The organism is Roseateles sp. FW305-36 (genome assembly GCF_058787015.1).
On the sequence record NZ_JBYSZK010000004.1, the window covers coordinates 110077 to 132655 of the forward strand.

The following is a 22579-nucleotide window of genomic DNA, read 5'->3' on the forward strand; positions in this document are numbered from 1 at the left end:
CTCGTGATGTTGGCGTTTGCGCCGGATTCTGGCGGCCCGCAGGCGCCGCGCTACTTGGCGCTTGCCCGCATCGGCAAGGCCTCGGCCAGCATGCGCGCCACCAGCTGAAGGCCGGCGGCCATCTGCTCCGCATAGTCGTCGGCCGGCGTGACGCGGTAGCGGGCGCCCCGGCTGCTGCCACCGGCCAGCGCCTTCAGGAAGCCGATGGCGGCTTCGCCCGAGCTCTCGCTGACGGCGGTGATCGACTTGGCGATGGGCTGCTCCAGGTAGATGGTGCTGCGCAGCGGCAACGGCATGCCGCCCAGCGACGTGAAGAGGTGCAGCTGGCTGGGGCTGTTGCTGGCCGGCTCGGCAGCGATGGCCAGGCCCACCTTGGCCTTGACGCCCGCGTCGGCACCCGAGCTGATGCGTTCACCCAGGCCCATCTCCTGCAGCGACGCGAAGTCCACCACCAGGATGACCTTGATGAAGCCGATGTCGTTGCCCATGCGCTCGGCGCGCCGGATGTCGGACATGCCCATCATCACGCCGCTGGCCTCGATGGTGCCGCTGCCGAAGGTCAGCACCTCGCCGCTCCTGGCGAAGAAGCCGGGCTCGCGCTGCGTGGCACGCGGCGTGGCCGCCAGCTTGGCGGCGAAGTCGGCATCGACCTGCATCTCCTCGGTGCTGAGCAGCTGGTAGCCGCGTGCGGCCAGCTGCTCGCGCAGCTGGGCCAGCATGCCGTCGGTCAGCGCCTGGTAGACCTCGGGGCCGGGGGCTTCGAGCTGGTATTGCACGCTGGCGCGGGCCTCGCGCGTGGGGCCGACGCCGATGCTGCGGCGCGTCTGCGACACGCTGTTGTCGGTGATGTAGCGCACCTCGAAGCTGCTGATGCCCAGGCGCGGCGGCGCCTCGCCGCGGATCTTGAGCTGCGGGGCGGGGGACTGCGCGGCCTGGGTCATGGCGGCTGTGAAGTCGCTCTGAGCGGTCAGCACCAGCGGCTTTTCGGCCGGCTTGAGCAGATCCAGCAGGCCGGCGTGGGCGGGGGCGCACAAGCTCGCCGACAGGGCCAGCAAGGCCAGCAATTTCCAATGGGCCAGAATCCGGCGGTCGGTGGCGATGGATGGCATGAGGGTTCTCCGAGTGGTCGTATGGGCCTACGCGGGAAATGCCGGCCGCACGGCTCAAACAACGCAGGAGGCAGGCTTGACCGAGGCGCAGCCGCAGGACGCGGCAGGCACGCAGACGCTGTTCGTCGAGCTCTATGCCGAGCTGCGGCGGCTGGCCCGCGGCCGGCTGCGCCACGAGCGGCCGCAGCACACGCTGTCGGCCACGGCCCTGACCCACGAGGCCTATCTGCGCCTGGGTGGCCAGCGCAAGGCCTGGGAGAATCGCGACCAGTTCATGGCCCTGGCCGCCACCATGATGCGCCGCGTGCTGGTGGACCATGCCCTGGCCCGCCAGGCCGGCAAGCGTGCCGCCGAGCTGGTGACGCTGAGCGCCGCCGAGCTGGAAGCCGTCGCCGACGCCGCCCCGGTGGAAGTGCTGGACCTGCACCGCGCGCTGGAACAACTGGAGCAGCAGGACGCCCGCGCCGCCCGCGTGGTGGAGCTGCGCTATTTCGGCGGCCTGGAGCTGGAGGAGATCGCCCGCGTGCTGGACATCTCCCTGGCCACCGTCAAGCGCGACTGGACGCTGGCGCGCAGCTGGCTGAAGAGCCGGCTCGACGCCGGCTGAGCCGTTTCGCCGCAATTTCCCGCGTAGACCCGTTGAGCCGCTCCCGTCCCGGGGCGGTCCCCACTCGACGGAGAACCCATGCGCCGCTTCCACCGCCTCTTCTATATGTTGGCCGCCTTGCTGGCCGCCCTGCCCGCCCAGGCTTCGCTGGTCAACCAGCATTTCGACGCCCGCGTCGACTACGCCGCCTATTACGGCTGGTCCTTGTACGACCAGGGCGTGCAGACCCGCAGCGGCACGGTCGGGGCCGGCTACGAGCTGGCCGGCGTGGGCTATGGCTCTGCGCCGGTCTATCTGAACGTCGACCCCACCACGGATCGCATCTTCATCGACATCTATACCGACCGCTACGGCTACACCTATGCGCCGCTGACCCTGGACCTGCGCTTCGACAACCTGGCCAACGAACATTTCAGCGGCCTGGCCGTGAGCTACGACTCGGCCGCCTACGCCGACCCGGTGGTCAGCTATGCCAACCATGCCCTGCACCTGGAGCTGGCCGGCGCCTATCCAGGCTGGTATCCCTATGGGCTTTACCAGTTCGTGCTGGACTATCGGCTCAGCCCGGATGTGGTGGCCGACGCCGCCGCCCTGCCCGAACCTGGCTCGCTGGCCCTGGCCCTCGGCGCGCTGGGCGCCTTCGCCTGGCGAGGCCGGCGCCGCTGAGCGGCGAAGACGCACGGCCGGAGGTACCTCAACCTGAGGCGACAATCGCCTCCTTATGTTTGCGCTTTTTGATGACGCCGGGAAATTCCTCGCCGGCCGGGTGATGTCGGAGGCCGATGCCTCGCTGCAGGTCGAGCTGGACTCGGGCAAGCGGGTCAAGGTCAAGTCCGCCCATGTGCTGCTGAAATTCGAGCAGCCGGCGCCCGCCGTGCTGCTGGCCGACGCCCGCAAGCTGGCCGACGACATCGACCTGGACCTGGCCTGGGAATTCGCCCCCGAGGGCGAGTTCGGCTTTGCCGACCTGGCCAAGGACTACTTCGACGCCAAGGCCGGCGTCGTGCAGCAGGCCGCCGCCCTGTTCCGCCTCTACGACGCCCCGCACTATTTCCGCCGGGCCGGCAAGGGTCAGTTCAAGAAGGCCCCCGAGGAGACTGTCAAGGCCGCCCTGCTCGGCATCGAGCGCAAACGCCAGCAGCAGCTGCAGATCGAGGCCTGGGCCGAGGAGCTGGTGCAGGGCACCAGCCCCCAGCCCATCCAGGACCAGATCTACAAGATCCTCTTCAAGCCCGACAAGAACGGCCCCGAATACAAGGCCGTCGTCGAGGCCAGCAAGCGCTCGCACAAGGCGCCGCTGGACCTGCTGCAGGGCGCAGGCGCCATCACCAGCGCCTACCAGTTCCACTGGAAGCGCTTCCTGTTCGAGAACTTCCCCAAGGGCACGGGCTTCCCGGCCCTGACGGCGCCGGAGATCAAGGACGAGTTGGCCTTGAGCCCGGTGCGCGCCTTCTCCATCGACGATTCGCAGACGACGGAAATCGACGATGCGCTGTCGGTGCAGGGACTGGGCACGGGCACCGTCACCTTCGGCGTGCACATCGCCGCACCGGGTCTCGCCATCACGCCGGATTCGGCCGTCGACAAGGTCGCCCGCGAGCGCCTGTCCACCGTCTACATGCCGGGCTGGAAGCTGACCATGCTGCCCGACGACGTCGTGCAGGCCTACACGCTGATCGAGGGGCGCGACTGCCCGGCCGTGTCCATCTATTTCACGATGGACGAGTCGACCTTCGAGATCAAGACACGCGAGACCAGGCTGGAGCGCGTGCACATCGCCGCCAACCTGCGCCACGACAAGCTGGACGGCATCGTCACCGACGCCACGCTGTCGGGCGAAGCGCCTGCCGACTATCTCTTCGCCCCCGAGCTCGCCTTCACCTGGCGCCTGGCCAGGCATCTCAAGGCCCAGCGCGAGGTGGTGCGCGGCAAGCCCGAGAACTTCAACCGGCCCGACTACAACTTCCGCCTCGCCGGCGAGCGCTCGGAAGCGCCCAACGGCACGGAGTCCGTCGAGATCGGCGTGCGAGCCCGCGGCAGCTCGCTGGACCTCATCGTGGCCGAGGCCATGATCCTGGCCAACTCCGCCTGGGGCGGCTGGCTGGCCGAGCTGGGCCTGCCCGGCATCTACCGCAGCCAGGCGAGCCTGGCGCCCGGCATCAAGGTGCGCATGGGCGTCAAGGCCCTGCCCCACGCCGGCATGGGCGTGGCGCAATACACCTGGGCCACGTCGCCGCTGCGCCGCTATGTCGACCTGGTCAACCAGTGGCAGATCATTGCCTGCGCCCGCCACGGCCGCACGGCGGCGCTCGCCGCTCCGTTCAAGCCCAAGGACGCGGCCCTGTTCTCCATCATCTCGGGCTTCGAGTCGGCCTACACCGCCTACAACGGCTTCCAGAATGGCATCGAGCGCTTCTGGACGCTGCGCTGGCTGCAGCAGAACGGCACCACCGAGCTGACCGCTGCCGTCATGAAGGACGGTCTGGTGCGCGCCGACGACCTGCCGCTGGTCTTCCGCGCCCTGGGCTGTGAAAGCCTGCCGCGCGGCAGCCATGTGAAGGTGCGCATCACCGGCCTGGACGAGATGACGCTGGACGTGCATGCGACGCTGATCGAGCGGCTGGACGAGACGGCGGCCGCCGAGGAAGCCGAGGGCGACGACGACGACCTCGAAGCGGCCGCGGCGCCCATCGCTCTGGCCATCGACCTGAACGATGGCGGCAGCGAAGCAGAACCGGCCGAAGCCGCGTCGCCCAACTGAAGATGCGCAAGCCGAGCACGCTGCAGATCGCGCTCGCGTTTTCGCTCGGCGTGCACGCCGCGCTGCTGAGCCTGCGCATAGCCGCGCCCGAGGCCTTCAACCGCATCTTCCAGGACACGCCGCTGGAGGTCATCCTGGTCAACACGCGCACCAAGGAGGCGCCGAACAAGGCGGCGGCACTGGCGCAAGCCAATCTTGCCGGCGGTGGCCAGGAGGAGACGGGGCGCGCGACTTCCCCGCTCCCGCCTTCGCGCGTCGCCACCGAGGGCGAAGCTGACGAAGACGTATTCGTCAAGCGCGCCCAGCTCGAGCGCGAACAGGAAATGCTGCTCGCCCAGCAGCGCCGCGAACTGGCCCTGCAAACGCCTCCCGATCGCCAGCGCTCCAAGGAAGACGCGAACGAGCGCGCACGCGTGGAGCGCAACCGCCAGCAGCTTCAGCAATTCGCCGAAATCGAAAAGCGGATCAATCAGGAAAGCGCCCGGCCCAAGAAGCGCTTCGTCAGCCCTTCGACGCAGGAAGTGATGTATGCCCTGTACTACGACGGCATGCGGCAGAAGATCGAAGAGAAGGGCACCCGAGACTTCCCTCAGGAGCGTGGACGCAAGCTGTATGGCGAGCTGGTCATGAACATCCACGTCGACTTGCGCGGCAATGTCATCGACACCGAAATACTGCAGTCTTCGGGCAAGGCCAGCCTGGACAAGCGTGCCGTCGCCATCGTCCGGTCCGCCTCACCGTTTGGCAATTTCACGGCCGAGATGCGAAAAGGCGCGGAGATCCTGATCATGACGACCCGGTTCAAGTTCACCGGCAGCAACAGCCTGGAAACTACCTTGATGGGGCAGCCGCAATGACCGACCGATACGCCGTCGTCGGCAATCCCGTGGCGCACAGCCGCTCGCCGGCCATCCACGCGATGTTTGCCGACCAGATGGGCCAGGCCCTGAGCTACGAGCGCCTGCTGGCGCCGCTGGATGCCTTCGAGGCCACGCTGCGCGACTTCGCGGCGGCCGGCGCCAAGGGCTGCAACATCACCGTGCCCTTCAAGTTCGACGCCTTCGCACTCGCCACCGAGCACACCGAACGCGCCGCCCGGGCCGGCGCCGTCAACACCCTGCGCTTCGACGAAGGCGGCTGGGTGGGCGACAACACCGACGGCGCCGGCCTCGTCAACGACATCCAGCGCAATGCGCGGCGTCCGCTCGAAGGCTTGCAGGTGCTGCTGGTGGGCGCCGGTGGCGCGGCGGCCGGCGTGCTGGGCAGCCTGATCGCCGCCAGGCCCGCCCGCATCACCATCGTCAACCGCACGCTGGACAAGGCCCAGGCGCTGGTGGACAGCCATGCCGACCTGGGCGTGGCACTGGCCGCCGCCGCCCTGGCCGACGCGCCGCCGGCCCAGGACATCGTCGTCAACGCCACCAGCACCAGCCTGGCCGGTGCCACTGCCCCCGTGGACGCCCGCGTGCTCAAGCCCGGCGCCCTGGCCCTGGACATGATGTACGGCCCCAAGGCGCAAGGCTTCCTGGACTGGGCCGTCGCCCACGGCGCCGAACCGCGCGATGGCCTGGGCATGCTGGTCGAGCAGGCCGCCGAGGCCTTCTTCTTCTGGCGCGGCCTGCGCCCCGACACGGCGCCGGTGCTGGCTGCGCTGAGGGCCCCCTTGTGATGCGACACGCCGGCCGCCTCGTCGCGGTCCTCGCGCTGGCGGTGCTCTGCCTGCAGCTCTGGTTTGCTGGCCGCATCCTGATGATGCGCTTCATTGCGCCGCAGTCGACCAGCTTCCAGCGCAGCGAGATCGTGCGCCTGATGACCGAGAAGCACCAAGTCGCCTGGGCCCAGCAATGGGTGGACGACGCCCAACTGGCCACGACGCTCAAGCGTGCCGTCATCGCCAGCGAAGACGACGGCTTTGCCGAGCATGGCGGCGTCGACTGGGATGCCCTCAAGGGCGCCTGGAAGAAGAACGAGAAGGCGCAGGCCCGCGCCGAGGCGCGCGGCAAGCCGACGGCCAAGGTGGTCGGCGGATCCACCATCACGCAACAACTGGCCAAGAACCTTTTCCTGTCCGGCGAGCGCACGCTGCTGCGCAAGGGCCAGGAGCTCGTCTTGACGCTGATGCTGGAAGGCCTGCTGGACAAGCGCCGCATCCTGGAGATCTACCTGAACAGCGTCGAGTGGGGCGAAGGCCTGTTCGGCGCCCAGGCCGCGGCCCGTCACTATTTCCATACCGACGCGGCCCGCCTCGGTGCCTTCGAGGCGGCGCGTCTGGCCGTCATGCTGCCGGCCCCCAAGCGCTTCGAGCGCCAGCCGGCCTCGCCCTATGTGCTGGGCCGCGCCGGCGTCATCACCGGTCGCATGAACGGCGCCCAGCTTCCATGAGTGATTCAGAAGAAATCGCCGCTGAAATTGCAGTGATGGCCGCACGACTCATCGTCGACGAAGGCATGGACTGGGGCCCCGCCAAGCAGCGCGCGGCGCGCGACCTGGGCGTGCCGCGCGCCGCCCTGCCCGGCAATGACGAGGTCGAGGACGCCGTGCGCGAGCACATCGCCATCTTCCACGCCGACACCCAGCCCGGCGAGCTGCGCGCCCTGCGCGAACTGGCCGCAGTGTGGATGGAGCGCCTGGCCGAGTTCCGCCCCCACCTGACCGGCGCCGTCTGGCGCGGCACGGCCACGCGCCTGTCCAACGTCCATCTGCAGCTCTACTGCGACGACAGCAAGGCCACCGAAATCGCGCTGATCGACCGCGGCCTGGACTTCGACGTGGCCGAGACGACGGCCGGCCGCGGGCGCCAGGTGGACATGCTCATCCTCGACACGCCCTGCCCCGCTTTGCAGGAACGCGTCACACTCTGCCTGACCATCCTGGACTTTGACGACCTGCGCGGCGCCCTGAAGCCCGACGCCCGTGGCCTGACCGAGCGCGGCGACCGGGTCGCGCTGCGGAAATTGCTGGACGAAGAAGACGCATGAACCCCATCACCCGCCGCCTCGTCCTGACCGGAGCCGGCCTCGGCGCCGCTGCCGTAGGGGCCTCCTTTGCCTGGCGCCAGCTGAACCCGCCCCAGGCGTCGGCTGTCGCCCAGGCCTTCTGGGCCCGGCGATTCCCCGGCCTGGACGGCCAGGAGCTGGACGTGGCCCGCTGGCGCGGCCAGCCCCTGCTGGTCAATTTCTGGGCGACCTGGTGCCCGCCCTGCGTCAAGGAGCTGCCGGAGATCAACCAGTTCTACAAGGAAGCCAAGGGCAGGGGCTGGCAGGTGCTGGGCTTGGCCGTGGACCAGCCGGACCCGGTCAAGGCCTTTTTGCAGAAGACGCCGCTGGACTTCGCCGTCGCCCTGGCGGGCCCGGAAGGCCTGGGACTGGTGCGGGAACTGGGCAACCCGGCCGGTGGCCTGCCCTTTTCCGTCGTCTTCGACGACACTGGCGAGATCAGCTGGCGCCGCACGGGCGTCAGCCGCCTCGAAGAGCTGCGTCAACTGGCCAAAAGCTGACCCACCCCGAGAATTTCCCTATCCGGCGGGAAATCGGCGCCAAAACGCGTAAAGTTCGCCCTTCCTCAATTTAGTGGCGACTCTCTAGACCTCAGGGCCTGGGCGACGCCACGCGTTTGATGCAAGTTCTCGTCCTGCATGGCCCCAACCTCAACCTGCTCGGCACCCGCGAGCCCGAGGTCTACGGCGCGCAGACCCTGGCCCAGATCGACGCTGAACTCGGCAAGATCGCGGGTGATGCCGGCGCAACCCTGGTTTGCTTCCAAAGCAACCACGAAGGCGCCCTGGTCGACCGCATCCAGGCGGCGCGCACGGACGGCACGCGCTTCATCCTCATCAATCCGGCCGCCTACACCCACACCAGCGTCGCCATCCGCGATGCGCTGGCGGCCGTGGAACTGCCCTTCATCGAAATCCACCTGTCCAATATCCACCGCCGCGAGGCCTTCCGGCATCACAGCTATGTGAGCGAGCTGGCGGTGGGCGTGATCTGCGGCCTGGGCGCGAACGGCTATCGCCTCGCCCTGCGCCACGCCCTCGATTCGTTGGGAGCGGCCGCCGCCTGAACCGGCGCCGGCCTTCCTGTCCCTTTCCTGCACAACAACAACACAGCCTGGAGCCACGATGGACCTGCGCAAGCTCAAAACCCTGATCGATCTGGTCTCGGAATCCAATATCTCCGAACTGGAAATCACCGAGGCCGACGGCAAGGTCCGCATCGTCAAGGCCGACCCGGCCGCGGCCGTGGCCATGCAGCCGGTCTATGCCGCCGCCCCGGCCGCCCCGGTCGTCCACGCCGCCACACCGGTTGCCGCGGCAGCGGCCGCCGCGCCGGCCGCTGCGCCCGTCGAGACCGGCCATGTCGTCAAGTCGCCCATGGTCGGCACCTTCTACCGCGCCTCCAGCCCCAACGCCAAGCCGTTCGCCGACGTCGGCCAGCAGGTCAAGGAAGGCGAGGCCATCTGCATCATCGAGGCGATGAAGATCATGAACGAGATCGAGGCCGACAAGTCGGGCACGATCACCAAGGTCATGTGCGAGAACGGTCAGGCCGTAGAGTTCGGACAACCGCTGTTCGTGATCGAGTGAGGCCACTCGATGTTTAAGAAGGTCCTCATTGCCAATCGGGGCGAAATCGCCCTGCGAATCCAGCGAGCGTGTCGCGAGCTGGGCATCAAGTCCGTCGTCGTCTACTCCGAAGCCGACCGCGACGCCAAATACGTGCGCCTGGCCGACGAGGCCGTCTGCATCGGCCCCGCGCCGTCGGCGCAGAGCTATCTCAGCATGCCGGCCATCATCGCGACGGCCGAGGTGACCGACGCCGAGGCCATCCACCCCGGCTACGGCTTCCTGAGCGAGAACGCCGACTTCGCCGAGCGCGTCGAGCGCAGCGGCTTCACCTTCATCGGCCCGACGCCCGAGTCCATCCGCATGATGGGCGACAAGGTCTCGGCCAAGCAGGCCATGATCCGCGCCGGCGTGCCCTGCGTGCCCGGCTCCGAAGGCGCCCTGCCCGACGACCCCAAGGAGATCATCAAGATCGCCCGCTCGGTGGGCTACCCCGTCATCATCAAGGCGGCCGGCGGCGGTGGCGGGCGCGGCATGCGCGTCGTGCACACCGAGGCGGCCCTGGTGCATGCCGTGCAGACGACGCGCGCCGAAGCGGGTGCCGCCTTCGGCAACCCCGAGGTCTACATGGAGAAGTTCCTCGAGAACCCGCGCCATGTGGAGATCCAGATCCTGGCCGACACCTTCAAGAACGCCGTCTGGCTGGGTGAGCGCGACTGCTCCATGCAACGCCGGCATCAGAAGATCATCGAGGAGGCGCCGGCGCCCGGCATCCCGCGTCGCAATATCGAGAAGGTCGGCGACCGCTGCGCGGCCGCCTGCAAGAAGATGGGCTACCGCGGCGCGGGCACCTTCGAGTTCCTGTACGAGAACGGCGAGTTCTACTTCATCGAGATGAACACCCGCGTGCAGGTGGAGCATCCGGTCACGGAGATGGTCACCGGCATCGACATCGTGCAGCAGCAGATCAAGATCGCCGCCGGCGAGAAGCTGCCCTTCACGCAGCGCCAGATCGAGCTCAAGGGCCATTCCATCGAGTGCCGCATCAACGCGGAAGACCCGGTCAAGTTCGTGCCCTCGCCCGGCCGCATCACGATGTGGCACGCCCCCGGCGGCCCCGGCGTGCGCGTGGACTCGCATGCCTACACGAACTACTTCGTGCCGCCCAACTACGACTCCATGATCGGCAAGATCATCGTCCACGGCGACACCCGCGAGCAGGCCCTGGCCCGCATGCGCATCGCGCTGAGCGAGACGGTGGTCGAAGGCATCCAGACCAACATCCCGCTGCACCGCGAGCTGATGGCCGATGCCAAGTTCATCGAGGGTGGAACCTCCATCCACTACCTCGAAGGCTGGATGGCTGCACACAAGCGTTAGACCACCCCTACCGGCTGACGCCGGCCCCTCAAGGGGCGCTGCTCGCGGCCTGGCAAAGCCAGTTCCGCTGCAGCTGCTGGAGAATGCAGGGAATGAGTCACCTTTTTGAACTTGCGCTGGTCTGCCGCGAGGCCGACGTCGAGATCGTCAGCGACGCGCTGATGGAGATCGACGCCCTCGCCGTCTCGGTCGAAGACGCCGACGCGGACACCGACGCCGAGCACGCCCTGTTCGGCGAGCCCGGCATGCCGGCACCCAAGGCGGGCTGGGAACGTTCGGTCGTGAAGGCCCTGTTTCCCAGCGAGCCCGAGGCCACCGAGGCTGCCACGCTGATCCTGGCCCAGGACTGGGCGGCGGACGTGCATGTGCAGGCCATCCAGGCCGTGCCCGAGCAGGACTGGGTGCGGTTGACGCAAAGCCAGTTCGCGCCGGTCGAGATCACGCCCGAGTTCTGGATCGTGCCGAGCTGGCATCAGGCCCCGCCCCAGGCCCAGCGCGTCATGCGCCTGGACCCGGGCCTGGCCTTCGGCACCGGCACGCATCCGACGACGCGCATGTGCCTGCGCTGGATCGCGACCCATGTTCGAGCTTGGAATCGCGTGCTGGACTACGGCTGTGGCTCCGGCATCCTGGCCATCGGCGCGGCCCTCCATGGGGCCCGCGACATCGATGCGGTCGACATCGATCCCGCCGCCATCACCTCGTCGCGCGACAACGCTGTGGCGAACGGCGTCACGCTGAATCCGGGCCTGCCCGAACTGGCCCAAGGCGAGTACCCGCTGGTCATCGCCAACATCCTGGCCACGCCGCTGAAGCTGCTGGCGCCGCTGCTCTGCGCCCATGTGGCGCCGGGTGGCAACCTCATCCTGGCCGGCATCCTGAGCCGGCAGGCGGACGAGTTGAAGGCCGCCTACGCGCCTTGGCTGGCTCTGGAAGTCAGCGATGAAGAGGATGGCTGGATCCTCATGACCGCCCAACGTCCCGCATGAGTCTCGCGACGCGTTGCACCGCCTGCGGCACGATCTTCAGGATCGTCGAGGACCAGCTGCGCGTCTCCGACGGCTGGGTGCGCTGCGGTCGCTGCGCCGAGGTCTTCGACGCACGCGAACTGCTGTTCGACATCGAGCGCGAGGCGCCACCGCCCTGGCCGACGCAATACGCGCCGGTCGCGGCAGCACCCGAACCCGAGCCACCACCCCCACAGCCTCCGCCGCCGCCGGCAGCACCGGTCTATGTGCCGCCGCCGGACTGGATGCCGCCACCCGAGCCCGAGCCGCGCGCTGAAGCCCTGCCTACCGGCTGGCCCGCGTCCGATCTCGGTCGCCATGAATCCAGGCCGGAGCCTCGCTGGGTGGAGGACGACCAGGTCGCCGAGCCGGCGCCCGAGCCTTCACCCATGGTGGCGCGTGAGCCCGAACCCGAACCGATGGCGGCCGAGATGGCACCCATCACGGCGGAGCCGGCCGAGCGCCCCGGCAAGCCTGCCAAGGCAACCAAGCCGCCCAAGGCCAGGAAGCCTGCCAAGGCCGAAACGGCCGTGCCCGAGTTCATGCGCCAGGCCGAGAGCAGCGCACGCTGGAATCGCCCTGCCGTGAAGGCGGCTCTCGGCGTGGTCTCGCTGCTGCTCGCCGGCTTGCTGGCCCTGCAGGTCACGCTGCACTTCCGCGATGCCATCGCCGCCCTGCACCCGCCGCTGCGTGAACCGCTGAAGGCGATGTGCGGCCTGACCGGGTGCGAGGTCAAGCCCTGGCGGCGCATCGAGGCCCTCAGCATCGACGCAACCTCGCTGAGCCCTGTCGGCAGCAGCAGCTACAAGCTCAACCTGTCGCTGCGCAACAAGACCGGTGTCGACGTCGCCGCGCCATGGGTGGAATTGAGCCTGACTGACGCCAACGGCGCGCCCTTCGCACGTCGCGTGCTTGGCCCGGAGCAGTTGAATCCGGTGCTGACTCAGGTCAATGCGGAGTCCGAGCAGGCGCTGAACCTCGTCTTCGGCACGGGCGGCCAGAAGGTCAGCGGCTACAGCGTCAACATCTTCTATCCCTGAGCGGCGCTCAACGGGAAAGCAGAGGGAAAGACGCAGAGCCCCTGCGCGTCCCTGAGACTTGAGCCCAGCGGCCAGGATCATGCATCGAGGCCGGCGCAAGCTGTCGTGCTGCGGGGAGAGAGGCAAGGGGTCTGCGCCCCGAAACAAGTCTAGTTCCGCAGACGGTCCCGCCGCGTAGGACCAGGCCGCATCGCCAGAACAGGGCGTTAGCAGACGCACGCCCGCCGCAGCAGCCACGGAAGGCACGGGCAAGAAAAAACCCGGCACCGAGAAACTCGGGCCGGGTTGTCTGATTCATCTTGAGCCGGGTGGGCAAGCCACCCGCGGATGAGTCAGCGTATCGCCGGATTAGGGCTTGTTGCCGGTCGGGAAGGGCCAGGCAGCTTGCGGGCTCAGAGCCGTCTTGGCGGCAGGAGCGGGCGCAGCAGCGGCAGGCTTGGCAGCAGGGGCAGGCTTGGCGGCAGCCTTCTTCGGAGCAGCGGCCTTCTTGGCAGCAGGCTTCGCAGCAGGCTTGGCGGCAGCCTTCTTGGGGGCAGCGGCCTTCTTGGGAGCAGCCTTCTTGGGGGCAGCAGCCTTCTTGGGAGCAGCCTTCTTGGGGGCAGCAGCCTTCTTGGCCGGAGCGGCCTTCTTCGCCGGAGCCGCCTTCTTGGCCGGAGCGGCCTTCTTCGCCGGAGCAGCCTTCTTGGCCGGAGCCGCCTTCTTCGCCGGAGCCTTCTTGGCCGGAGCGGCCTTCTTCGCCGGGGCCTTCTTGGCCGGAGCGGCCTTCTTCGCCGGAGCCTTCTTGGCCGGAGCGGCCTTCTTCGCCGGAGCCGCCTTCTTGGCCGGAGCGGCCTTCTTCGCCGGAGCCGCCTTCTTGGCCGGAGCGGCCTTCTTCGCCGGGGCCTTCTTCGGTGCGGCCTTAGCCGGGGTCTTTGCAGTTGCCATGGTTTTCTCCTTGATCAAGTGGAAAAGACACCGTCCCGCACGGACCGGTCCGTGCGGCTACGGTTATTCACCGTCCGAGAGTCGCTCAGGAGGAACGCCTCGGTACGGTGAATGGGATCGCCATGCAGCCCCGCCACCTCGAGGGTGTTGATGCGGGTTTCGCTCGGTGACTGCATTGGCCAGGTCTTGATCGGGTTGCGGCTGGGGTTCAGTCCCAGCTCAGGGCCCCGCCCGATTGGTACTCGATGACGCGGGTCTCGAAGAAGTTGCGTTCCTTCTTCAAGTCGATCATCTCGGACATCCACGGGAAGGGGTTTTCTTCGTTCGGGAACAGGGCTTCGAGGCCGATCTGCACCGCACGGCGGTTGGCGATGAAGCGCAGATAGCCCTTGAACATGGAAGCGTTGAGGCCCAGCACGCCGCGCGGCATGGTGTCCTCGGCGTAGCGGTATTCGAGCTCGACGGCTTTCAGGAACAGCGCCTTGATCTCGGCCTTGAATTCGGCCGTCCACAAGTGCGGATTCTCAAGCTTGATCTGGTTGATCAGGTCGATGCCGAAATTGCAGTGCATGGACTCGTCGCGCAGGATGTACTGGTACTGCTCGGCAGCACCCGTCATCTTGTTTTGGCGGCCCATGGCCAGGATCTGCGTGAAGCCGACGTAGAAGAACATGCCTTCCATCAGGCAGGCGAAGACGATCAGGCTCTTCAGCAGGGTCTGGTCGTTCTCGGGCGTGCCGGTGCGGAAGTTCGGGTCCATGATCGCGCCGATGAAGGGGATCAGGAACTCGTCCTTGTCGCGGATGGACTGGACTTCGTTGTAGGCGTTGAAGATCTCGCTCTCGTCCAGGCCCAGGCTTTCAACGATGTATTGATAAGCGTGGGTGTGGATGGCTTCTTCAAAGGCCTGGCGCAGCAGGAACTGGCGAGCCTCGGGCGCCGTGATGTGGCGGTAGGTGCCCAGCACGATGTTGTTCGCGGCCAGCGAGTCGGCGGTGACGAAGAAGCCGAGGTTGCGCTTGATGATGCGGCGCTCGTCTTCGGTCAGGCCGTTGGGATCCTTCCAGAGCGCGATGTCGCGGCTCATGTTCACTTCCTGCGGCATCCAGTGATTGGCGCAGGTGGCGAGGTACTTCTCCCAAGCCCACTTGTACTTGAACGGCACCAGCTGGTTGACGTCGGTCTGGCCGTTGATGATGCGCTTGTCGGCGGCCTTCACGCGACGCGCGGTCGTGGCTTCGCCGGACAGTTGGGGAGCGGGGATGGAGACGCTGGCAGCTTCGCGCAGAGACGCCGATGCGTGCGTCGCCGAAGGCATGGCCGCGAGAGGTTTCGCGGTGGGGGTATCAGTGGACTTCAGGTCTTCGTCCCAATCCAGCATGGTGTGCTTCCTATCACTTCGAATTATCCGCAGTGCTTGTGCAAATCAACAAGAACCAGCAACTGCTATTTGCATCATTCGCGCAAAGTTTGTTGCGCGACGACATCGAAAACAGGATGTGCGAACTTGTCTATACAAGTTCGCACATCCACTTCCGCTTACTGGCAGGCCTCGCAACCGGGGTCGTCGATGGCGCAGAACTTCATGTCGGTGGCCGGCAGTTCGGGCTCGACGACGGCAACCGGAGCGGCCGGTGCGGCCATCACGGGTGCTGCGCCCGACGACACCGCGTTGAGCTGACCGGAGCGCGTCACCGTGCTCTTCTCGGCCTGCGTCGCGCTGATGGTGCGCAGGTAGTAGGTCGTCTTCAGGCCGCGCGTCCAGGCCAGCTTGTAGGTCTCGTCGAGCTTCTTGCCGGAAGCGCCGGCCATGTAGATGTTCAGGCTCTGCGCCTGGTCGATCCACTTCTGACGACGCGCGCCGGCTTCGATCAGCCAGACGGTGTCGACTTCGAAGGCGGTGGCGTACAGCGCCTTGATGTCGTCGGGCACGCGGTCGATGCGGCGCAGCGAACCGTCGAAGTGCTTGAGGTCCATGACCATCACGTCGTCCCACAGGCCCAGCGCCTTGAGGTCACGCACGAGCGATTCGTTGATGACGGTGAACTCGCCGGACAGGTTGGACTTGACCGACAGATTGCCGAAGCAGGGCTCGATCGACGCGTCCACGCCGATGATGTTGGAGATGGTGGCCGTCGGGGCGATGGCGATGCAATTGCTGTTGCGCATGCCGAAGTGGGCGATGCGGCCACGCAGCGAATCCCAGTCCAGCGTCGTCGAGCGGTCCACTTCGACATAGCCGCCGCGTTGCTCGGCCAGCAGATCGATGGAGTCGATGGGCAGGATGCCGCGGTCCCACAGCGAGCCCTTGTAGGACGAATAGCGGCCGCGTTCCTCGGCCAGTTCCGTCGAGGCCCAGTAGGCGTGATAGCAGACGGCTTCCATCGAACGGTCGGCGAATTCGACGGCGGCTTCGGATGCGTAAGGCGTGCGCAGCTGGTACAGCGCGTCCTGGAAGCCCATGATGCCCAGGCCGACCGGGCGGTGGCGCAGGTTGGAGTCGCGGGCTTTCTTGACGGCGTAGTAGTTGATGTCGATGACGTTGTCGAGCATGCGCATGGCCGTGCGCGTCGTCTTCTTCAGCTTGACCTGGTCGATGGCGCCATCCTTGATGTGCTGGGCCAGGTTGACGGAGCCGAGGTTGCAGACGGCGATCTCGCTGTCGTTGGTGTTCAGCGTGATCTCGGTGCACAGATTGGACGAGTGCACGACGCCGACATGCTGCTGCGGGCTGCGCACATTGCAGGCGTCCTTGAACGTGATCCAGGGATGACCCGTCTCGAACAGCATCGACAGCATCTTGCGCCACAGGTCCTTGGCCGGCATGCGCTTGAAGAGCTTGAGCTCGCCGCGGTCGACCTTGTTCTCGTAGCCGACATAGGCTTCCTCGAAGGCCTTGCCGAACTTGTCGTGCAGGTCAGGGCAGGTCGAGGGGCTGAACAGCGTCCAGTGGCCGCCATCCATCACGCGCTTCATGAACAGGTCGGGAATCCAGTTCGCCGTGTTCATGTCGTGGGTGCGGCGGCGGTCGTCGCCGGTGTTCTTGCGCAGGTCCAGGAACTCTTCGATGTCCAGGTGCCAGGATTCCAGATAGGCGCAGACGGCGCCCTTGCGCTTGCCGCCCTGGTTCACGGCGACGGCCGTGTCGTTGACGACCTTCAGGAAGGGCACGACGCCTTGCGACTTGCCGTTGGTGCCCTTGATGTGCGAGCCCAGAGCGCGCACCGGGGTCCAGTCATTGCCCAGGCCGCCGGCGAACTTGGACAGCAGCGCGTTTTCCTTCAGCGCCTCATAAATACCGTCGAGGTCGTCAGAAACCGTCGTCAGATAGCAGCTCGACAGCTGCGAGCGGCGCGTGCCGGAGTTGAACAGGGTCGGCGTGCTCGACATGAAGTCGAAGCTGGACAGCACTTCATAGAACTCGATGGCGCGGGCTTCCCGGTCGATCTCGCCGAGAGCCAGACCCATGGCCACGCGCATGAAGAAGGCCTGCGGCATCTCGATGCGCACGTCTTCGATGTGCAGGAAGTAGCGGTCGTACAGGGTCTGCAGGCCGAGGTAGTCGAACTGCAGGTCACGTTCGGCCTTCAGCGCGGCGCCCAGCTTGGCCAGGTCGTACTGGCCCAGCTTCTCGTCGAGCAGCTCGGCCTTGATGCCCTTCTTGATGTAGCCGGGGAAGTACTCGGCATAGCGGGCCTGCATCTCGGCCTGCGTCACTTCACCACCGACGATCTCGCGGCGGATGGTGTGCAGCAGCAGGCGGGCAGTGGCGCGGCTGTAGCCGGGGTCCTTCTCGATCAGCGTGCGGGCGGCCAGGATGGCGGCCTTGTAGACCTCGTCGATGGCGACGCCGTCATACAGATTGCGCTGGGTCTCGGCCAGCACGGGCTCGGGCTTCACGTCGGCGCCGAGGTTCTCGCAGGCCGAGGCGATCAGCGACTTCAGCGCGCCGAGGTCCAGCGGACGACGCTCGCCGCCGTCCATCACCATGAATTGGGGCTCGGCCGCGCGCGTGGCTTCGCCCTGGGCGGCGCGCTCCTGGGCACGGCGCTCGCGGTAAAGCACATAGGCGCGGGCCACGTCATGCTGGCCGCTGCGCATCAGGCCCAGCTCGACCTGGTCCTGCACGTCTTCGATATGGAAGGTGCCACCGCTCGGACGCGAACGCAGCAGGGCGCGCACGACGTTCTGGGTCAGCTGTTCCACCGTCTCACGCACGCTCGCCGAAGCAGCACCACTGGTGCCGTGCACGGCCAGGAAAGCCTTCATCAGCGCGACGGCGATCTTGCTCGGCTCGAACGAGACCACGGCGCCGTTGCGGCGAATGATCTGGTAGGCCTGGTAGGTCGACAGTGTGGGCTGGATGGCGGCTGCGGGCGCGTCGGATTCAAACGCGACCGGTGCGGCAATGGCGCTGGCCTGGCCGGAGACGGCTTGTTGCATGAGGGAATCCTTTATCGAAAAACTGCAAAGCGATGCGCGGCTCGAACCCGGGGGCGGGCCATCGCATCGTGGGGGGCTTCTAAAGAGGTGTTTCGTCCCTGCCGGTCCATGACGCGGCCGGCTTGGCGGCACGCTTCCCTGGTGTGTCGCCGCGGGCCACAGGCCTCGGCGAACAGCGCGTCCAGAGAGATGGTCATGGGGGGTCGACTGGGTCAGCAGGATAGCACGAGAGAACACTATATATGTGGCACCCCTCCCCCTCAAGCCACTACGGATAGTGTGAAACCCAGGGTCACCCATCTCCCAAAAACCGAGGGTGCGCGCCGCTTGTGCCGATCAATACGGGGCTTGCAAGCGACAACCCGCATGGGCATTGAGCATGCGGGCCAAAACCCGCCGCGAGGCCGCGCCAATACTCGATCTGCGCTGCTGCGCCCACCCTTGCGCGCAGACCCGCCGCGGATTCAAGCAGGGCAAATCCCGAGAGGGAATATTCAGCTGTCCCCGGCCGAGATCGCCAGCCGCGCCATGCGATAGCGGATCTGCCGCAGCGACAGGCCGAGGCTGGCCGCCGCCGCCGTGCGGTTGAAGCGGTGCAGCTCCAGCGCACGCAGCAGGATGGCCCGCTCGACCTCGTCGAGATAGCGCGCCAGATCGGACGGCAACTCCTCGGGCAGGGACACGCCCTCGGCCACGGGCGCCGCCTCGACGGGCAGGTCGACCAGCCCACCGAACTGCGATTCGCTGCGGCTCTCGTCCAGCAGGGTGTCGGGCAGGCCGAGGTCGTCGGCGTCTATCCACTCGCCCCCCGAAAGCGCGAGGGCGCGATGCAGCAGGTTCTCCAGCTCGCGCACATTGCCCGGGAAGGCATAGCGCGACAGCGTCTGCAGCGCCCCCGCCGTCAGCCGCGGCGCAGGCGACACGCCGGCATCCTGGGCGATGCGCGTCAGCACGCGCGTGCTGATCAGGCCCAGGTCCTCGAGGCGCTCACGCAGCGGCGGCACGCGAATCTGGATGACGTTGAGGCGGTAGAACAAGTCCTGACGAAAACGCCCCGCCGCGACTTCGGCGGCCAGGTCCTTGTGCGTCGCGCTGAGGATGCGCACATTGATGGGGCTTTCGGCCGTCGCGCCGACCGGTCGCACCGAACGCTCCTGGATGACGCGCAGCAGCTTGCTCTGCATGGCCAGCGGCAGGTCGCCGATCTCGTCGAGGAAGAGCGTGCCACCATCGGCTGCCTGGAAAAAGCCCTCGCGGTCCTCGTTGGCGCCGGTGAAGGCCCCCTTGCGATAGCCGAAGAACTCGGCCTCGAGCAGGTTCTCGGGAATGGCCCCGCAGTTGACGGCAACGAAGCGCCGCTCGGCGCGCGCACCGTGGTCATGGATGGCGCGCGCCACCAGTTCCTTGCCCGTGCCCGACTCGCCCTGCACCAGCACCGGCGCCATGCTGCGCGCGACCTTGTCGATCAGCGCCCGCACCGCGCGGATAGGCGTGGATTCGCCCACCAGGCGCAGCGCCGTGGCCGGCCCGGCCTGCGCGGGCGCCTCTTCGATCGGCGCCGGCTCGGCGACCACCCGGCCCAAGGCCGAACCGACGACGAGACGGAACTGGCGCAGATCGACCGGCTTGGTGAGGTAGTCGTAAGCCCCGGCCTTCAAGGCCTCGACAGCGTTCTCCGCCGAACCGAAGGCCGTGATGACGATGGCCTTCTCCGGCCGCCCCGCCTGCTCCAGCCAGCGCAGCAAGGCCAGGCCCGAGCCATCGGGCAGCTTCATGTCGGTGATGACGGCGCTGTAGGTCTCGGCCTGCAGATGCTCCAGCGCCTCGCCCACCGATCCGGCGCTGTCGATCTCGTAGCCCTCGCGCAGCAGCGTCAGCTCATAGAGCGTGCGCAGGTCGGGCTCGTCATCGACGACCAGCAGGCGAACAGGCGGCGTAGTCATGCAGAAAATGCAGATGGGGGCGTGCGGATGCGCACGCGGAACTCGTTGGCCGTCGCGTCGGCGGCGCGGCGGTAGTCGATGTGGGCGCCGTGGCGCTCGCACAGCTCACGGCAAATATAGAGGCCCAGGCCCGAGCCGCGGCTGCGCGTCGAAAAGAAAGGCTCGAAGAGATGGCGCTCGATCTCCGGCGGCACCGGCGCACCGGCGCTGTGTACGACAAGATTCAGCACCTCGCCCTCGCGGTCCACGGAGACGCGGATGGTGCCTGCCCCCGGCTCGGCATGGCGATGCGCGTTGTCCAGCAGGTTGACGAGGATGCGGCGCAGATGCTCGGCGTCGAACAGCCCCATCAAGCCTGGCGCAGCGATCTGCAGCCGGAAGCGGCTTTGCTCGCCGGGGCGCACGTCGTTGACCCGGGTCCACTCGCTGCAGGTTTCGCGCACGATGGCGCCGACGTCCAGCGCCTGGGTGTCGGGCTGCACGCCGGGTGCCAGCTCGCTGACGTCGTCCACCAGGCGCTTGAGCCGCTGCACGTTGGACGCCACCATCTGGGTCAGCTGCTCGGCCCGCATGCCGGCAACGTCCTCGGCAATCAGCGCATTCGCCTGCGCGATCGCGGCCAGCGGGTTGCGGATTTCATGCGCAATGCCGGCCGACACCCGGCCCATCGCCGCCAGCTTTTCCTGTCGGGTGCGCGCCAGCAGCTCGCGGTTGTCCTCGACGAAGAGCACACAGAGTTCCTCGCTGCCTTCGCGCTGGCGCGTGAAGCGCAGCCGCAGGCGCAGGCTGCGCGCGGCACCGCTCTCCAGGGCCAGGGCCACGTCGACCTCTGCGCCGACGCCGCTTGGGCTGCCCGCGTAGGCACTCTCCAGCGCCAGCACCAGCGGCTGCCAGTCGGTGCGGCCGCGCAACTGCCAGCTCAACTCACCGCTGGCCGCACCGAGCAGCACATGGGCCGCGGGATTCATCGCGCGTACGCGGCCGCGCCGGTCGACGACCAGCACGCCTTCCTGCATCTCGTCGATGACGAGGCGATTCAGCTGCTCCTGCTGCCGTGCAAGCGCGAGGCTGCCACGCGCCGCCTTCTCTTCCCGCGCCAGGCGGGCGCTCAGCTCGCTGGCCAGCAGGCTGACGGCGAACAGGCCGCCACCGACCAGACCCGCCTGCGTCGTTTTCAGGCCCACGTCGGCGCCGGACAGCAGCGACCAGGCAGCGGCCGCCAGCAGGCCGAGCGTCGCCATGGCCGCGGTCGCCAGCGCCAGCAGGCGCGGGCTCAGCACCGCCGCCATCAGCACCGGCATGACGAAGAGGGCGCCGTAGTTCACGCCGCTCGGGTCCAGTGCATGCAGCGCGCCGAACAGGATCAGGTCCACGCCGATGGCGCTCCACCAATGCACGCTGCTGATGCGGGCGAGGTTGCGTGCCGATGCACCGCGCCGCAACTGCGGCACCAGCCACAGCGCCAGGGCCGCCGCGGCATAGGACACGCTCAGGGCCAGGGTCGAACGCGCCGGCGGCGTGCCCAGGATGGCGGTGATCAGCTGGGCGACGACCAGCGCCAGGCCCAGGGCGGCGCGCGCCGACAGGAAGGCACGATAGAGGCGCTCGAACGAAGCGCTGGCCTCGGCCGGCGCCTGCGCCGGCGGCTGCTCGACGAACCAGCTTCCGGTGCCAGCCAACTCAGGCCTGCCCCTGACGGGCCTCGAAGCTGGCGCGATGCGCCGCGCTGCAGAACACGCCGCCCTTGCCCGGCAAGGCCTCGTCGGCCGGCAGATGCATGCCGCATTCAGCGCAACGCAGCATGGCCTGAGGCGGCGCCGGTGGCTGGGGCTTGCGCGCCTCGGGCTCGCGTGGCCGCGAACGCTTCAGGCCGAGCACAAAGAAAAAGCCGGCCAGCAGCACCAGCAGCAACAGGTATTTCATGAGCCGCCCCCGGTGACGCCGCGCTGCAGGATGACCTCCAGCACGAAGCGCGAGCCGGCATAGGACAACAACAGCAGGGCCGCGCCGGCATAGAGCCAGCGCGTCGCGCGCCGGCCGCGCCAGCCATAGATGCGCCGGCCCACCAGCAGGCCGGTCAGCACCAGCCAGCCCAGCACGGCGAGCAGGTTCTTGTGGTCCCAGCGCCAGTGCGGCGTGAACCACCAGCCCAAGGCAATGGCCAGGGACAGCACGCCGACGCCTGCGGCCACGAACTGGAAGGTCAGGCGCTCCAGCCGCAGCAGCGGCAGTCCACCCGGCGCCGCCTGCTTCTGGCGCAGCCTCGTCTCGGCGCGATTCATCAGCGCCGCGTGCAGCACCGCCACACCGAACAGACCATAGGACGCCAGGCCCAGCACCCAGTGCAGCGGCGCCCACGGCGATGCGGCGAGCGGCCGGCTCTCGCCGGGAAAGCCCCAGGCCAGCAGCACCGCGGCCGCGGCCAGCCAGGCCAGCACGCGGCGCACGCTGTGCAACGGCAGGAAGCGGCTTTCGACCAGATACACCGTCAACACCAGCCAGGTCGTCATCGACAGGGCCGGCGCGAAACCGAAGCGGGCGCCGGGTTCGGTCAGCCCGTAGCCGCTGATATCTATATAGAGGGCGACGAACTGGGCCGTCCAGGCCAGGGCCATGGGCGGCACGGAGCGCAGCGGCCGGCGCACCGCGGCGTCGGCGTCCCCGGCCCGCGAGCGCAGCAGGCCGACCCAGACGTAGCCCAGCAGGGCCAGCACGCTGGCAACGGTCAATACGAGGCTCGGCCCGACCGCGCCGGCGGTGCCGGCATCTGCAAGAGGGGCGGGCGATAAACTCATGGCTGC

The 22579-nt window shown here is 67.8% G+C and carries 21 protein-coding genes; 13 read left to right on the plus strand and 8 right to left on the minus strand.

Going from position 1 to position 22579, the window contains the following annotated elements:
• Positions 1-50: 50 nt before the first annotated feature.
• Complete coding sequence (locus tag AC3WOE_RS09155) at positions 51-1109, minus strand: hypothetical protein (RefSeq protein ID WP_492689891.1); 1059 nt, start codon at positions 1107-1109, stop codon at positions 51-53.
• Between the two features lie 76 nt (positions 1110-1185).
• Between AC3WOE_RS09155 and AC3WOE_RS09160 the strand changes: the two genes are divergently transcribed.
• The 13 genes from AC3WOE_RS09160 (at position 1186) to AC3WOE_RS09220 (ending at position 12468) form a co-directional block, all read left to right on the plus strand.
• Positions 1186-1716 carry an ECF-type sigma factor gene (locus AC3WOE_RS09160; RefSeq protein WP_492689892.1) on the plus strand — a complete coding sequence of 177 codons (531 nt, stop codon included), beginning with the start codon at positions 1186-1188 and terminating at the stop codon, positions 1714-1716.
• 78 nt (positions 1717-1794) lie between these two features.
• A complete protein-coding gene (locus AC3WOE_RS09165) occupies positions 1795-2382 on the plus strand; it encodes a hypothetical protein (protein WP_492689893.1) in 588 nt (195 codons plus the stop codon).
• A gap of 55 nt (positions 2383-2437) precedes the next feature.
• Complete coding sequence (locus AC3WOE_RS09170) at positions 2438-4477, plus strand: ribonuclease catalytic domain-containing protein (RefSeq protein WP_492689894.1); 2040 nt, start codon at positions 2438-2440, stop codon at positions 4475-4477.
• A gap of 2 nt (positions 4478-4479) precedes the next feature.
• Positions 4480-5334 (plus strand): energy transducer TonB, encoded by an 855-nt coding sequence (locus tag AC3WOE_RS09175; RefSeq protein ID WP_492689896.1) that lies wholly within the window; start codon positions 4480-4482, stop codon positions 5332-5334.
• Positions 5331-6146, plus strand: coding sequence for a shikimate dehydrogenase (gene aroE / locus AC3WOE_RS09180; RefSeq protein ID WP_492689897.1), 816 nt, complete (start codon positions 5331-5333; stop codon positions 6144-6146). Before AC3WOE_RS09175 ends, aroE begins: the two co-directional genes overlap by 4 nt.
• On the plus strand, positions 6146-6859 hold the full coding sequence (mtgA, locus tag AC3WOE_RS09185) for a monofunctional biosynthetic peptidoglycan transglycosylase (protein ID WP_492689898.1): 714 nt from the start codon (positions 6146-6148) through the stop codon (positions 6857-6859). Before aroE ends, mtgA begins: the two co-directional genes overlap by 1 nt.
• Before the next feature lie 35 nt (positions 6860-6894).
• Entirely contained in the window at positions 6895-7455 is a 561-nt protein-coding gene (locus AC3WOE_RS09190) for a hypothetical protein (RefSeq protein ID WP_492689899.1), read from the plus strand.
• Positions 7452-7973 (plus strand): TlpA disulfide reductase family protein, encoded by a 522-nt coding sequence (locus AC3WOE_RS09195; RefSeq protein WP_492689900.1) that lies wholly within the window; start codon positions 7452-7454, stop codon positions 7971-7973. The genes AC3WOE_RS09190 and AC3WOE_RS09195 overlap by 4 nt, the downstream gene beginning before the upstream one ends.
• Positions 7974-8089: 116 nt before the next feature.
• On the plus strand, positions 8090-8539 hold the full coding sequence (gene aroQ / locus AC3WOE_RS09200) for a type II 3-dehydroquinate dehydratase (protein ID WP_492689901.1): 450 nt from the start codon (positions 8090-8092) through the stop codon (positions 8537-8539).
• Positions 8540-8597: 58 nt separating this feature from the next.
• Positions 8598-9062: an acetyl-CoA carboxylase biotin carboxyl carrier protein gene (gene accB / locus AC3WOE_RS09205; RefSeq protein ID WP_492689903.1), complete on the plus strand. Its 465-nt coding sequence runs from the start codon at positions 8598-8600 to the stop codon at positions 9060-9062.
• A gap of 9 nt (positions 9063-9071) precedes the next feature.
• A complete protein-coding gene (gene accC / locus AC3WOE_RS09210) occupies positions 9072-10421 on the plus strand; it encodes an acetyl-CoA carboxylase biotin carboxylase subunit (protein ID WP_492689904.1) in 1350 nt (449 codons plus the stop codon).
• Positions 10422-10513: 92 nt separating this feature from the next.
• Positions 10514-11410, plus strand: a complete 897-nt coding sequence (gene prmA, locus AC3WOE_RS09215; protein WP_492689906.1) for a 50S ribosomal protein L11 methyltransferase — start codon at positions 10514-10516, stop codon at positions 11408-11410.
• The gene (locus AC3WOE_RS09220) at positions 11407-12468 is read left to right on the plus strand and encodes a DUF3426 domain-containing protein (protein ID WP_492689907.1); all 1062 of its coding nucleotides are present in this window, start codon (positions 11407-11409) and stop codon (positions 12466-12468) included. Before prmA ends, AC3WOE_RS09220 begins: the two co-directional genes overlap by 4 nt.
• Positions 12469-12816: 348 nt before the next feature.
• Here AC3WOE_RS09220 and AC3WOE_RS09225 read toward each other — a convergent pair whose 3' ends face one another.
• From AC3WOE_RS09225 to AC3WOE_RS09255, 7 genes are all read right to left on the minus strand, one after another.
• Positions 12817-13392, minus strand: coding sequence for a histone (locus AC3WOE_RS09225; RefSeq protein WP_492689908.1), 576 nt, complete (start codon positions 13390-13392; stop codon positions 12817-12819).
• Between the two features lie 208 nt (positions 13393-13600).
• Positions 13601-14773, minus strand: coding sequence for a ribonucleotide-diphosphate reductase subunit beta (locus tag AC3WOE_RS09230; protein ID WP_492689910.1), 1173 nt, complete (start codon positions 14771-14773; stop codon positions 13601-13603).
• Positions 14774-14931: 158 nt separating this feature from the next.
• Positions 14932-17835 carry a ribonucleoside-diphosphate reductase subunit alpha gene (locus tag AC3WOE_RS09235; RefSeq protein WP_492689912.1) on the minus strand — a complete coding sequence of 968 codons (2904 nt, stop codon included), beginning with the start codon at positions 17833-17835 and terminating at the stop codon, positions 14932-14934.
• A gap of 494 nt (positions 17836-18329) precedes the next feature.
• Entirely contained in the window at positions 18330-19778 is a 1449-nt protein-coding gene (locus AC3WOE_RS09240; RefSeq protein WP_492689914.1) for a sigma-54-dependent transcriptional regulator, read from the minus strand.
• Complete coding sequence (locus AC3WOE_RS09245) at positions 19775-21457, minus strand: sensor histidine kinase (protein WP_492689916.1); 1683 nt, start codon at positions 21455-21457, stop codon at positions 19775-19777. The genes AC3WOE_RS09240 and AC3WOE_RS09245 overlap by 4 nt, the downstream gene beginning before the upstream one ends.
• A gap of 1 nt (position 21458) precedes the next feature.
• Positions 21459-21701, minus strand: a complete 243-nt coding sequence (locus tag AC3WOE_RS09250) for a PP0621 family protein (protein ID WP_492689917.1) — start codon at positions 21699-21701, stop codon at positions 21459-21461.
• Positions 21698-22573: a cytochrome C assembly family protein gene (locus AC3WOE_RS09255; protein ID WP_492689919.1), complete on the minus strand. Its 876-nt coding sequence runs from the start codon at positions 22571-22573 to the stop codon at positions 21698-21700. Before AC3WOE_RS09255 ends, AC3WOE_RS09250 begins: the two co-directional genes overlap by 4 nt.
• Positions 22574-22579 lie beyond the last annotated feature (6 nt).